Source organism: Streptomyces sp. NPDC000229 (assembly GCF_040300825.1).
In the GTDB taxonomy this organism is placed as follows: domain Bacteria; phylum Actinomycetota; class Actinomycetes; order Streptomycetales; family Streptomycetaceae; genus Streptomyces.
This window is the reverse complement of record NZ_JBEPEL010000028.1, coordinates 63,085-75,072: the sequence shown is the minus strand read 5'-3', so window position 1 is coordinate 75,072 and position 11,988 is coordinate 63,085. Positions and strand designations below refer to the sequence as shown.

The following is an 11,988-nucleotide window of genomic DNA, read 5'->3' as shown; positions in this document are numbered from 1 at the left end:
GTGGAGGTGGATCTGCCGACCCGTCCGGCCCCGGCGATCGAGGGCATCGCCTACTTCACCGTCTCGGAGCTGCTCCAGAACGTCTCGAAGCACTCACGAGCCAGCCGTGCCACGGTCGACGTATGGCGAGTGGACGACAGGCTGATGCTTCAGGTGGCGGACGACGGCCGGGGCGGCGCGGAGGTGACCGAAGGCAGCGGCCTCGCGGGGCTGACGGAGCGGCTGGACGCGGTGGACGGCATCCTCGCCGTGCACTCGCCGGCGGGCGGGCCGACCACGGTCACCGCCGAGCTGCCCTGGCGGGGCTGACACCGCCCGCGTCCTGCCAGCGCCCGTCCCCCGGCTCGGCCGCGCGCCCGCACCTCCACCCTGACGCCCTCCACCCCCACATCCGTCCCCACCTCCCCCCACACGTCCTCCTGCCACACGGCCGCCTCGGTCTCCACCCCTCCGCCCGCCCCCGCCCGGCCGCCGCTGTCCAGCGAGTTGTCCACAGGCCGGCCCGCCGTCATCCGGTTGCTGGAATGCTGGGTCGCAGACGCGGAAGTCGCGTGATGCACATCGATTCGTGGGGGATGCGGGCTGTGGTGGAGGACAGGGTGCGCGTGGTCATCGCCGAGGATTCCGTACTGCTCCGGGAGGGGCTGACCCGGCTGCTGACGGACCGGGGCCATGACGTCGTCGCTGGTGTCGGGGACGGTGAGGCCCTGGTCAAGACGGTCGGCGAGCTGGCGGACGAGGACGCGCTGCCGGACGTGGTGGTCGCCGACGTACGGATGCCACCGACCCACACCGATGAGGGGGTGCGGGCGGCGGTGCAGCTCCGCAAGGAGCACCCGGGTATCGGGGTGCTCGTGCTGTCGCAGTACGTGGAGGAGCGGTACGCCACCGAGTTGCTGGGCGGCAACAGCCGAGGGGTGGGCTATCTGCTGAAGGACCGGGTCGCCGAGGTCCGCGAGTTCGTGGACGCGGTGGTGCGGGTCGCCCAGGGCGGCACCGCGCTGGACCCGGAGGTGGTGGCCCAGCTGCTCGGCCGCAGCCGTAAGCAGGACGTGCTGGCGGCGCTGACGCCGCGCGAGCGCGAGGTCCTCGGGCTGATGGCGGAAGGCAGGACGAACTCGGCGATCGCACGCCAGATGAGGGTGAGTGAGGGCGCGGTGGAGAAGCACGTGAGCAACATCTTCTTGAAGCTCGGGCTGTCGCCGAGTGACGGTGATCACCGGCGTGTACTCGCGGTGCTGACCTACCTGAACGGCTGACGTGCGGCGCCCGCCGGGCCGGCACCGCCGGCCGCGACACCTGCCGCACGGCCTGGAACCGAAGGACGAGTCGGGAGCGTCGTTACCGAACGGCGCGGGGGGAGACAAAGCATGATGATCCAGGGCGTACGGACGTCTCACATGGGCGTCCACCATATGAGCAGCCCAAGGAAGGCGACCCTTACGGACGTAGGGTGGGCCTTGGGGCGGCTGGTGGGTCGGCCGTCTCCCGAGCGTTCCCCCGCCGACGGCGGGGAGGCCCCTTGTCTCGAGGGAGGTCCAGTTCAGTGACCAGCCAGGTCAGTAGCCCATCCGATCAGGCCGACGAGTCCGGTGGGACCCGCCAGGCCGGCGAGGCTGTCGTCGGGGAACAGCGTGGCGGCCCCGGCCAGCGTGGTACGGAGAAGGAAGTACGCCGTCTGGACCGTGTGATCATCCGTTTCGCGGGTGACTCGGGCGACGGTATGCAGCTGACGGGTGACCGTTTCACGTCGGAGACCGCGTCGTTCGGGAACGACCTGTCGACCCTTCCGAACTTCCCGGCCGAGATCCGGGCCCCCGCCGGCACCCTGCCGGGTGTCTCCTCGTTCCAGCTGCACTTCGCCGACCACGACATCCTCACGCCGGGCGACGCGCCGAACGTGCTGGTCGCGATGAACCCCGCCGCGCTGAAGGCGAACATCGGCGACGTGCCGCGCGGGAGCGAGATCATCGTCAACACCGACGAGTTCGCGAAGCGGGCCATGGCGAAGGTCGGCTACGAGACCTCGCCGCTCGAGGACGGCTCCCTCGACGGGTACCGCGTCCACCCGGTGCCGCTCACGACGCTGACGATCGAGGCGCTCAAGGACTTCGGCCTCTCCCGCAAGGAGGCCGAGCGTTCCAAGAACATGTTCGCGCTCGGGCTGCTGAGCTGGATGTACCACCGGCCGACCGAGGGCACGGAGAAGTTCCTCCGGCAGAAGTTCGCCAGGAAGCCGGAGATCGCCGAGGCCAATGTGGCCGCCTTCCGGGCGGGGTGGAACTTCGGCGAGACCACCGAGGACTTCGCCGTCTCCTACGAGGTCGCCCCCGCCACGAAGGCGTTCCCCACCGGCACGTACCGCAACATCTCCGGGAACCTGGCCCTGGCCTACGGTCTGATCGCCGCGTCCCGGCAGGCGGACCTGCCGCTGTACCTGGGCTCGTACCCGATCACCCCGGCCTCCGACATCCTGCACGAGCTGTCCAGGCACAAGAACTTCGGGGTACGGACCTTCCAGGCCGAGGACGAGATCGCCGGCATCGGCGCCGCCCTGGGCGCGGCCTTCGGCGGGTCCCTGGCCGTCACCACCACGTCCGGCCCCGGTGTGGCGCTGAAGTCCGAGACGATCGGCCTCGCGGTCTCGCTGGAGCTTCCGCTGCTGATCGTCGACATCCAGCGCGGCGGCCCGTCGACCGGCCTGCCGACCAAGACCGAGCAGGCCGACCTGCTCCAGGCGATGTACGGGCGCAACGGCGAGGCACCGGTGCCGGTCGTGGCGCCGCGCACCCCGGCGGACTGCTTCGACGCGGCACTGGAGGCGGCGCGTATCGCGCTCACCTACCGCACCCCGGTGTTCCTGCTCTCCGACGGCTACCTGGCCAATGGTTCCGAGCCGTGGCGCATCCCGGACCTGGACGAGCTGCCCGACCTCGGGGTCCGGTTCGCCACCGGCCCCAACCACACCCTGGACGACGGCACCGAGGTCTTCTGGCCGTACAAGCGCGACCCCAAGACCCTCGCCCGCCCGTGGGCCCTGCCCGGCACGCCGGGGCTCGAGCACCGCATCGGCGGCATCGAGAAGCAGGACGGCACGGGCAACATCTCCTACGACCCGGCCAACCACGACTTCATGGTCCGCACCCGGCAGGCCAAGGTCGACGGCATCGACGTCCCCGACCTGGAAGTCGACGACCCGAGCGCCGCCGCTCGCACCCTGGTGCTGGGCTGGGGCTCGACGTACGGGCCGATCACGGCCGCCGTGCGGCGGCTGCGCACGGCCGGGGAGTCCATCGCCCAGGCCCACCTGCGCCACCTCAACCCCTTCCCGAAGAACCTCGGGGATGTGCTGAAGCGGTACGACAAGGTCGTCGTGCCCGAGATGAACCTGGGCCAGCTCGCCACCCTCATCAGGGCGAAATATCTGGTCGACGCGCACAGCTACAACCAGGTGAACGGCATGCCGTTCAAGGCGGAGCAGCTCGCCACGGCTCTCAAGGAGGCCATCCATGACTGAGGCGCTGAAGCTGGTGCCCAAGGCCGAGGCCAAGCAGTCCATGAAGGACTTCAAGTCCGACCAGGAAGTGCGCTGGTGCCCCGGTTGCGGTGACTACGCGATCCTCGCCGCCGTGCAGGGCTTCATGCCCGAGCTCGGCCTGGCGAAGGAGAACATCGTCTTCGTCTCCGGCATCGGCTGCTCCTCCCGCTTCCCGTACTACATGAACACTTACGGGATGCACTCGATCCACGGCCGTGCGCCCGCGATCGCGACCGGTCTGGCCTCCTCCCGCACCGACCTGTCCGTCTGGGTCGTCACCGGCGACGGAGACGCGCTGTCCATCGGTGGCAACCACCTGATCCACGCCCTTCGGCGCAACGTCAACCTCAAGATCCTGCTGTTCAACAACCGGATCTACGGCCTGACCAAGGGGCAGTACTCGCCGACCTCCGAGGTCGGCAAGATCACCAAGTCGACGCCCATGGGTTCGCTCGACGCGCCGTTCAACCCGGTGTCCCTCGCCATCGGGGCGGAGGCGTCCTTCGTGGCGCGGACCGTCGACTCCGACCGCAAGCACCTCACCGAGGTCCTGCGGCAGGCGGCCGACCACCCCGGCACGGCGCTGGTGGAGATCTACCAGAACTGCAACATCTTCAACGACGGGGCCTTCGACGCACTGAAGGACAAGGACCAGGCGGAAGAGGCGGTGATCCGCCTGGAGCACGGGCAGCCGATCCGCTTCGGTCCCGACGGCGGCAAGGGTGTCGTCCGGGACCCGGCCACCGGAGATCTGACGGTGGTCCCGGTGACGCCGGAGAACGAGAGCCGGATCCTGGTCCACGACGCGCACAGCGCGAGCCCCACCACGGCGTTCGCCCTGTCCCGGCTCGCGGATCCGGACACGCTGCACCACACGCCCATCGGCGTGTTCCGGTCCGTCCAGCGTCCCGTCTACGACACGCAGATGGCCGACCAGCTCGACGCGGCCATCGAGCAGAACGGCAAGGGTGACCTCGCCGCGCTGCTCGCGGGCAACGACACCTGGACGGTCATCGGCTGACGTCCGGCGCGGACGGCTGTCGAGGCCCGGGTCTCCGTCAGGAGGCCCGGGCCTCGTCGTAGGCGTCCCGCGCCCGCTGGACGGCGTCGACCTGCCGCTCGGTCCACCGCGCGAGGGCCCAGACCTGTTCGGCGGCCTCCCGCCCGAGCGCGGTGAGCGAGTAGTCGACACGGGGCGGGATGACCGGCTTGGCGTCGCGGTGGACGAAGCCGTCCCGTTCCAGGGTCTGAAGGGTCTGGGCGAGCATCTTCTCGCTCACGCCACCGATGGAGCGGCGCAGTTCGCTGAACCGGTAGGTGCGTTCCAGCAGCGTGGCGAGGACCAGTACGCCCCAGCGGCTGGTGACGTGTTCAAGGACGAGGCGGGAGGGGCACATCGCGTCGTTGACGTCCGGCGCCGGACCCGGAGGACGCCCGCCACTGCTTACGCTCATGCCAGTACCTTACTTCAAAGTGGGTACTTTCCAAAAGTTAGCGCTCTCCGTAGGTTGGTTCTGCGATCCCCCGACCGAACGGAGAACCACCCATGAGCATCGTCGTCACCGGAGCCACCGGCCGCCTCGGCCGCCTCGTCATCGACACCCTGCTGGCCGATGGCGTCGCGGCGGCCGGCATCGCCGCCGTCGTACGCGACAAGGAGAAGGCCGCCGGCCTCGCGGAGCTGGGCGTCGAGCTCCGCATCGCCGACTACGACCGTCCCGAGACCCTGGCCGACGCGTTCGAGGCGGGTGACCGCGTGCTGCTGGTCTCCGGCAGCGAGGTGGGGCGGCGTGTACCGCAGCACACCGCCGTGATCAGCGCGGCGAAGGCGGCGGGTGTGGCGCAGCTGGCGTACACCGGCATCCTCGGCGGGCCGGACGCCGACTTCGACCTGGCCGCCGAGCACCAGGTCACCGAGGGCGCGATTCTCGACTCCGGGCTGCCGTACACGCTGCTGCGCAACGGCTGGTACACCGAGAACTACACCGAACACCTCGCCACGGTCCTGGAGCACGGCGCCGTCGTGGCCAACGCCGGCGACGGCCGGGTCGCCTCCGCCACCCGCGCCGACTACGCGGCCGCGGCCGCGGCCGTACTGACCGGGGACGGCCACCTGGGCAAGGCGTACGAGCTGAGCGGCGACACCGCGTGGTCCTTCACCGAGTACGCCGCGGAGGTCGCCCGGCAGACCGGCCGGCCCATCGCGTACCGCGACGTGCCCGCCGAGACGCACCTGGACATCCTCACCGGCGCGGGCGTCCCCGAGCCGTTCGCGGCGATCCTCGTCGATGTCGACAAGGCGATCGAGCGCGGCCTGCTGGCCCGTACCGACGGTGCCCTGGCCCGCCTGATCGGCCGCCCGACCACCCCGCTCGCCGACACCGTGGCGGAGGCGCTCCGGCAGCTGTGACGCACGTGTCATGACCGTATCGCGGTACGGGCATGACAGGCCGCCCCGCGCGGCGCTACCTTCGTCCGCAAGGCCTGTGCAGGGCATGTGCAGGCCAGGACAGGGCAGGGCGGGCAGGCGGAAGGGCGGCGGCCAGTGGCGGCGAAGAGCGGCGGCGAGCAGCGGGCGGGATTCCTCTACGGCGTGAGCGCCTACGGCATGTGGGGCCTCGTGCCGCTCTTCTGGCCCCTGCTGAAGCCGGCCGGGGCGGTCGAGATCCTGGCCCACCGCATGGTCTGGTCCCTGGCCGTCGTCGGTGTCGCGCTCCTCGCGCTGCGCCGCTGGGGCTGGATACGCGAGCTGCTGCGACAGCCCCGCAAGCTCGGGCTGATCTCGCTCGCCGCGGCGGTGATCACCCTCAACTGGGGCCTGTACATCTGGGCCGTCAACGCCGGCCAGGTGGTGGAGGCCTCGCTCGGCTACTTCATCAACCCGCTGGTCACCATCGCCATGGGCGTCCTGCTGCTGAAGGAGCGGCTGCGGCCCGCGCAATGGGCGGCGGTGGGCACCGGCTTCGCGGCGGTGGTGGTCCTGGCGGTGGGGTACGGCCGGCCACCGTGGATCTCCCTGATCCTCGCGTTCTCGTTCGCCGTCTACGGCCTGGTGAAGAAGAAGGTCAACATCGGCGGCCTGGAGTCGCTGGCGGCGGAGACCGCCGTCCAGTTCCTGCCGGCGCTGGCGTACCTGCTGTGGCTGGCCTCCCAGGGCTCGGCCCACTTCGGTACGGAGGGGGCGGGCCACGCGGCGCTGCTCGCCGCGACGGGCGTGGTCACCGCCGTGCCGCTGGTGTGCTTCGGCGCGGCGGCGATCCGGGTGCCGCTGTCGACGCTGGGGCTGCTGCAGTACCTGGCGCCCGTGTTCCAGTTCCTGCTCGGTGTCGTCTACTTCCACGAGGCGATGCCGCCCGAGCGCTGGGCGGGCTTCTCGCTGGTCTGGCTGGCCCTGTCGATCCTGACGTGGGACGCGCTGCGGACGTCACGGCGTACGAGGGCGGAGGCGGCGGCCCTGCGCCTGGCAGCAGCGGGGACGGAGCCCGGGGCGGCAGTGGCAGGCGGCGGTACGGTCCGGCCGGCGGACCAACCCGTGGACCAGCCCGGGGCCGGGCCGGTGGACCGGTCGACGAACCGGCCCGGGGGCGGGGCTCCCGGGGATCTGTCGGCCACCGGCACCCCGAAGGCCTAGGGCCGCAGCGCCTCCTCCACCCGTCGCATGACGCCCTGCCAGTGGGTACGGCGCTGCTCACGTTCCTCCGCGCTCGTGAGGTGCTCCTGGTGGAAACGGAGGACGGCCCTCCCCGGGCCGGCCTCGGAGACGGCGACCTGAACCGTGCTCCCGCCGTAGGTGAGGCGCACCCGGTCGCCGGGCCGGTAGCTGCGCACCTCGCCGGTGACCCCGTCGACCGTCTCGTACGCCGCGCCCTTCTCCGTGGGCAGCCCGCCCTTCGCGCCGCCGAGCCAGAGCGCGACGCCTTCCGGACTCGCGATGAAGTCCCATACGGTGCCGGCCGGCAGCGGCAGGGTCTTCGACACACCGATCTCCCAGCCCGCGTCGCGGGTCAGTCCTGTGGGCATCACGCTTCTCCTTCCGTCTGGGTACGGGCGCGGTGGGCCCGGACCTTGTGGCGGTTGCCGCACCGTTCCATCGCGCACCAGCGGCGGCGGCCGGGGCGGGACGTGTCGACGAAGAGCAGGTAGCAGTCGTGGGCACCGCATTCGCGGATCCGGCCCGCGGCCGCGTACGGGCCGGTGAACAGGTCGATCGCGTCCCGGGCGATCGTCGACACCAGCCCCGCCACGCTCGCGCCGGGCGCCCACGCCCGCCGCCCGGTCGCTGTCATGCGCACGGCCAGCGGTGGTACGGCCGCCGCGGCGTTCACCACGGCGAGATCGGGCGCCGGGGCAGTGCGCCCGTGCGCCCGGGCGGCAGTGAGCCCGTGCAGGGCGTCGCGCACGCCCCTTACCGCCGCGAGGTCCGCCTCGCCGATGGGCGGCAGCCGCAGGCCCGGTGGGTCGAGGCGGCTGGCCGCCACCCAGTCGAGGAGCCCGGCGGGGGTGTCGAGCACCTCGAACCGGGCGAGTGGGCCGGGACCGCCGGTGAGCAGCAACTCCAGGCACAGCGCGCCGGGATCGAAGCGGAACGAACCGCCATCCGGCGGGTGCAGGGTCATGCCTCTTGCGGACGCACTCACGTAACCAATATAAGTGGTTACATGACACCGCTCCAGTGGAAGCTCGTGATCGACGCGGCCGACCCGCACCCCCAGGCCGACTTCTGGGCCGAGGCCCTGGGCTACCTGGTCGAGGACAACAGCGCCCACATCGACCGGCTGATGGGCCTCGGGTACGTGACGGAGGCGGACACCGTCGAAGCGCACGGCCGACGTGCGTTTCGCGATCTGGTCGCCGTCCGGCATCCGGACGACCCGTACGACGAGCAGACCGGCACCGGCCTCGGCAGGCGGGTGCTCTTCCAGCGCGTACCGGAGCCGAAGACCGGGAAGAACCGGCTCCACCTCGACCTGCACGCCCCGCCCGGCCGGCGGGAGGCGGAAGTGACGCGGCTGGAGGCGCTGGGCGCGGCCGTGCTGCGCCACGTCAAGGAGCCGGGCGGCGAATGGACCGTCATGGCGGATCCGGAGGGCAACGAGTTCTGCGTGCAGTAGGCACGGCACCCACCGCGCCCACCACGCCCGGCCCCGGCGGCGCCTACCGCACCGCACCCCCGCCCGGCGGCGCCCACCGCCGGCGCGCCTACCGCTCGTCGCCCTCCTCCCAGCGGAAGCCGCTCAGGCCGACCTCCTCGGCCCCTTCGTCCCCCGCGGGACGAGGGGCCCTTCGCCGCTGCCAGAGCGTGAAGCCGCCGATCACCACGGCGCACAGGCAGAGCATCACGAAGGCGAAGTTGGCCGCGATGTGCGCTGCGTACACGATCAGCGCGTCGAGGACGTAGAAGAGAGCCGCTTCGAGGTTCACGCCCGGCTCACCTCCGATCACCCTTCCCCGGCCCCATGGGGGGCCGCCGCGTTCCGCGGGACCCGAAAAGGACGACGAGGGCGAGGACGGCGAGCAGCCCGAGCGTCGCCGCCAGCACCTCGATGGTGCCCCACGCCGTGAAGCGCTCCCAGATGCCCGGCAGTTCACCCGGGCCGTGCGCGTAATGCCCCATGGGGGCAGCATGCCCTGCCGAGGAGGGAACGAGGGGGGCCGTGGCCGAAAGGGCATGTGGCGGTGTTCATTCCGCGACCACTTCGACGACAGAACGGTCCGATATACGAACGCTCGTGACCGGATTATGCCCTTGACGGTAAGTCAAACTCTCGTTGAACATTCAGCACGCACATCGCACGAGAAGCTCCATCAGCTTCACCAGCTCCAACGCCCCGCGCCCCAAGGCCGCGGGGCGTCTCGCACGTTCCGTCCCATCCCCGTACGGAATCCGGAGCCCCCACATGAACGTCTCCGCGCACCACCGCATACCCAGACGCACCGCCGCAGCCGCCGCGCTCGTCGTCGCCGGCCTCCTGGCCACCGCCGTCCCGGCAGCCACAGCGGCCCCCGCCGCACCCACCACCCCGTCAGCCGCAGCCCCCGCCGCACCCACCGCGACCGCCGCCGCGCCCGACATACCGGTCGCCAACGTCAAGGCGCACCTCACCCAGTTCCAGTCGATAGCCGGCGCCAACGGCGGCAACCGCGCCCACGGCCGCCCCGGCTACAAGGCGTCGATCGACTACGTGAAGGCCAAGCTGGACGCCGCCGGATTCGCCACCACCGTTCAGCAGTTCACGTACAACGGCACCACCGGCTACAACCTCATTGCCGACTGGCCCGGCGGCGACACGAACCAGGTCGTCATGGCCGGTGCCCACCTCGACTCGGTCTCCTCCGGTGCCGGCATCAACGACAACGGCTCCGGCTCCGCCGCCGTCCTGGAGACCGCGCTCGCCGTCTCCCGCGCCCAGCTCAAGCCCGCCAAGCACCTCCGCTTCGCGTGGTGGGGCGCGGAGGAGCTCGGCCTGGTCGGCTCCAAGTACTACGTCAACAACCTGCCGACGACAGAGCGTTCCAAGGTCAAGGGCTACCTCAACTTCGACATGATCGGGTCGCCGAACCCCGGCTACTTCGTCTACGACGACGACCCGACCATCGAGAAGACCTTCAAGGACTTCTTCGCCGGCCTCGGCGTCCCGACCGAGATCGAGACGGAGGGCGACGGCCGCTCCGACCACGCCTCGTTCAAGAACGTCGGCATCCCGGTCGGCGGTCTGTTCACCGGCGCGAGCCGTACGAAGACCAGCGCCCAGGCGCAGAAGTGGGGCGGTACGGCCGGTCAGGCCTTCGACCGCTGCTACCACTCCTCGTGCGACACCACGTCCAACATCAACGACACCGCACTCGACCGGAACAGCGACGCGGTGGCGCACGCCATCTGGACGCTGTCCGCCGGTACGACGGAGCCGCCGACCGGCGACACGTACGAGAACACCGCGGACGTCACCATTCCCGACAACGGCGCCGCCGTGACGTCCACGGTCACCGTCTCCGGCCGCTCCGGCAACGCCCCGGCCGCGCTCAAGGCGGGCGTCGACATCGTCCACACCTGGCGCGGCGACCTGGTCGTCGACCTGGTGGCACCCGACGGCACGGCGTACCGGCTCAAGAACTCCAGCGGCAACGACTCGGCCGACAACGTCCAGACCACCTACACGGTCGACGCGTCGAGCGAGGCGGCTAACGGCGCCTGGAAGCTGCGCGTGCAGGACGTGGCGGCCCAGGACACGGGCTACATCAACGCGTTCCGCCTCACGTTCTGAGCCGACCGAACGACCGCGTGCCCCGCCCGGAGAACCGCCCCGAGCGGGGCACGTCCACGGGGTCCGTCACTTCTTGCCGTTTGCCGCGTCGACCAGGGCCTCCGGGGTCACCGCGCCCACGTAGACCTTGCCGTCGTCGGTCAGCAGGGCGTTGACCAGACGGGTCTTGAAGACGGTGCCGGAGCCGAACTTCCCGGTCACCTTGTCGCCCAGCGCGTCCAGGAACTTCTGCGCCTCCGCCGGGGCCTCGGACGGAATGCCGCCCGCCGGGCCGGTGAGCCGGGCGATGGAGGTCCAGCCCTCGCCTATGACGTTCAGGTCCTCCATGCCCGGGAATTCCTCGGGGGCGGCCGACTCGCCGTGCGAGGGAGCCTCGGCCGGCGCCTCCGTCACCTTCGCGCCCTTCGGCGGCGCGAAGTCGAACGTCGACGCGGCCGGCTTGCCGAAGTCCACCTTCGTGAAGCCCGCGTCGATCGCCGCCTTGCCGCCCCCGCTCGGGGTGAGCGTGAACTTCAGCGGTACGCCGTTGTCCGCGTCCACCGCGATCTTGATCGAACCGATCGTCGAGCCGCTCTGCTTCGGCTTGATGACCAGCTGGTACGCGTCGCGCCCGGCGATCCGCGCCGTACCGTCGACCGTCACCGACGTCGTGTCGTCGACGGCCTTCAGCGCCTCGGCCGCGAGGTCCTTCGGGGTGGCCGGAAGCCCGGGCTCGGCGTCGTCCCGCGAACCGCGCTCGGTCGAGTGGACCGCCTCCTTGGACGCGCCGTCGTACGCCCACACATCGTCCCCGTTGCGTACGAGGCTGTACTCGCCGGAGGCGTCGTCCACGACGGTCAGCCGCTGCTTGTCCGGCCCGTCCGCCGCCACGCGCAGGGTGTGCGTGCCCGAGGCGAACTCCATCAGCTTCCCGACGCCCTCGCCGCCGCCCCCGAGGTCTCCCCCGAGCCCGGCCAGCGACGGAAGCCCCAGGTCCGCCGTCACCTTCACCGTGCCGGACAGCCGCTGGACGTCCGACGCGGCGATCTTCTCCACCAGGTGCTGTGCCGTGATCTCCGGCAGTTCGGGGTCCCCGGATGCCGCGAGCGCCGGGACGAGCCCGATCGTCGCCGCCGCCACCCCCGCCACCGCGACCGGGACCGCGTACCGTGCCGTCTTCCGGCGCCCGGTGCTGTCGTTCGGTGCCAT

Annotated in this window: 14 protein-coding genes; 8 read left to right on the top strand and 6 right to left on the bottom strand. The window is 71.2% G+C overall.

The window, feature by feature from the left end; genetic code table 11:
• The 4 genes from ABT360_RS16630 to ABT360_RS16615 form a co-directional block, all read left to right on the top strand.
• A partial coding sequence (locus ABT360_RS16630; RefSeq protein WP_351816026.1) for a sensor histidine kinase occupies positions 1 to 309 on the top strand: 309 nt, incomplete at its 5' end.
• A 266-nt stretch (positions 310 to 575) separates the two neighbouring features.
• The gene (locus tag ABT360_RS16625; RefSeq protein WP_351816034.1) at positions 576 to 1,259 is read left to right on the top strand and encodes a response regulator transcription factor; all 684 of its coding nucleotides are present in this window, start codon (positions 576 to 578) and stop codon (positions 1,257 to 1,259) included.
• 287 nt (positions 1,260 to 1,546) lie between these two features.
• Positions 1,547 to 3,517: a 2-oxoacid:acceptor oxidoreductase subunit alpha gene (locus ABT360_RS16620; protein ID WP_351816024.1), complete on the top strand. Its 1,971-nt coding sequence runs from the start codon at positions 1,547 to 1,549 to the stop codon at positions 3,515 to 3,517.
• Positions 3,510 to 4,559: a 2-oxoacid:ferredoxin oxidoreductase subunit beta gene (locus ABT360_RS16615; RefSeq protein ID WP_351816021.1), complete on the top strand. Its 1,050-nt coding sequence runs from the start codon at positions 3,510 to 3,512 to the stop codon at positions 4,557 to 4,559. The genes ABT360_RS16620 and ABT360_RS16615 overlap by 8 nt, the downstream gene beginning before the upstream one ends.
• 37 nt (positions 4,560 to 4,596) lie before the next feature.
• Here the strand turns inward: ABT360_RS16615 and ABT360_RS16610 are convergent, their stop codons facing one another.
• A complete protein-coding gene (locus ABT360_RS16610; RefSeq protein ID WP_351816018.1) occupies positions 4,597 to 4,992 on the bottom strand; it encodes a winged helix-turn-helix transcriptional regulator in 396 nt (131 codons plus the stop codon).
• A gap of 92 nt (positions 4,993 to 5,084) precedes the next feature.
• Here ABT360_RS16610 and ABT360_RS16605 point away from each other — a divergent pair, with 92 nt between their 5' ends.
• Entirely contained in the window at positions 5,085 to 5,948 is an 864-nt protein-coding gene (locus ABT360_RS16605) for an SDR family oxidoreductase (RefSeq protein WP_351816016.1), read from the top strand.
• A 198-nt stretch (positions 5,949 to 6,146) separates the two neighbouring features.
• Positions 6,147 to 7,169, top strand: a complete 1,023-nt coding sequence (gene rarD, locus ABT360_RS16600) for an EamA family transporter RarD (RefSeq protein WP_444852254.1) — start codon at positions 6,147 to 6,149, stop codon at positions 7,167 to 7,169.
• Here the strand turns inward: rarD and ABT360_RS16595 are convergent.
• Together ABT360_RS16595 and ABT360_RS16590 are read right to left on the bottom strand one after the other, a co-directional pair.
• On the bottom strand, positions 7,166 to 7,558 hold the full coding sequence (locus ABT360_RS16595) for an SRPBCC domain-containing protein (RefSeq protein WP_351816010.1): 393 nt from the start codon (positions 7,556 to 7,558) through the stop codon (positions 7,166 to 7,168). The two genes, rarD and ABT360_RS16595, sit on opposite strands and share 4 nt — an antisense overlap.
• Positions 7,558 to 8,154, bottom strand: a complete 597-nt coding sequence (locus tag ABT360_RS16590) for a CGNR zinc finger domain-containing protein (RefSeq protein ID WP_351816031.1) — start codon at positions 8,152 to 8,154, stop codon at positions 7,558 to 7,560. The genes ABT360_RS16595 and ABT360_RS16590 overlap by 1 nt, the downstream gene beginning before the upstream one ends.
• A gap of 42 nt (positions 8,155 to 8,196) precedes the next feature.
• Here ABT360_RS16590 and ABT360_RS16585 point away from each other — a divergent pair, with 42 nt between their 5' ends.
• The gene (locus ABT360_RS16585; RefSeq protein ID WP_351816008.1) at positions 8,197 to 8,649 is read left to right on the top strand and encodes a VOC family protein; all 453 of its coding nucleotides are present in this window, start codon (positions 8,197 to 8,199) and stop codon (positions 8,647 to 8,649) included.
• 88 nt (positions 8,650 to 8,737) lie between these two features.
• Here ABT360_RS16585 and ABT360_RS16580 read toward each other — a convergent pair whose 3' ends face one another.
• Positions 8,738 to 8,959 carry a hypothetical protein gene (locus ABT360_RS16580; RefSeq protein ID WP_351816005.1) on the bottom strand — a complete coding sequence of 74 codons (222 nt, stop codon included), beginning with the start codon at positions 8,957 to 8,959 and terminating at the stop codon, positions 8,738 to 8,740.
• 7 nt (positions 8,960 to 8,966) lie between these two features.
• Positions 8,967 to 9,152, bottom strand: a complete 186-nt coding sequence (locus ABT360_RS16575) for a hypothetical protein (RefSeq protein ID WP_351816002.1) — start codon at positions 9,150 to 9,152, stop codon at positions 8,967 to 8,969.
• A 283-nt stretch (positions 9,153 to 9,435) separates the two neighbouring features.
• Between ABT360_RS16575 and ABT360_RS16570 the strand changes: the two genes are divergently transcribed.
• Positions 9,436 to 10,800 (top strand): M28 family metallopeptidase, encoded by a 1,365-nt coding sequence (locus ABT360_RS16570; RefSeq protein ID WP_351815999.1) that lies wholly within the window; start codon positions 9,436 to 9,438, stop codon positions 10,798 to 10,800.
• A gap of 66 nt (positions 10,801 to 10,866) precedes the next feature.
• On the opposite strand, the gene ABT360_RS16565 is transcribed toward ABT360_RS16570, so the two are convergent.
• The gene (locus tag ABT360_RS16565) at positions 10,867 to 11,988 is read right to left on the bottom strand and encodes a LolA family protein (protein WP_351815996.1); all 1,122 of its coding nucleotides are present in this window, start codon (positions 11,986 to 11,988) and stop codon (positions 10,867 to 10,869) included.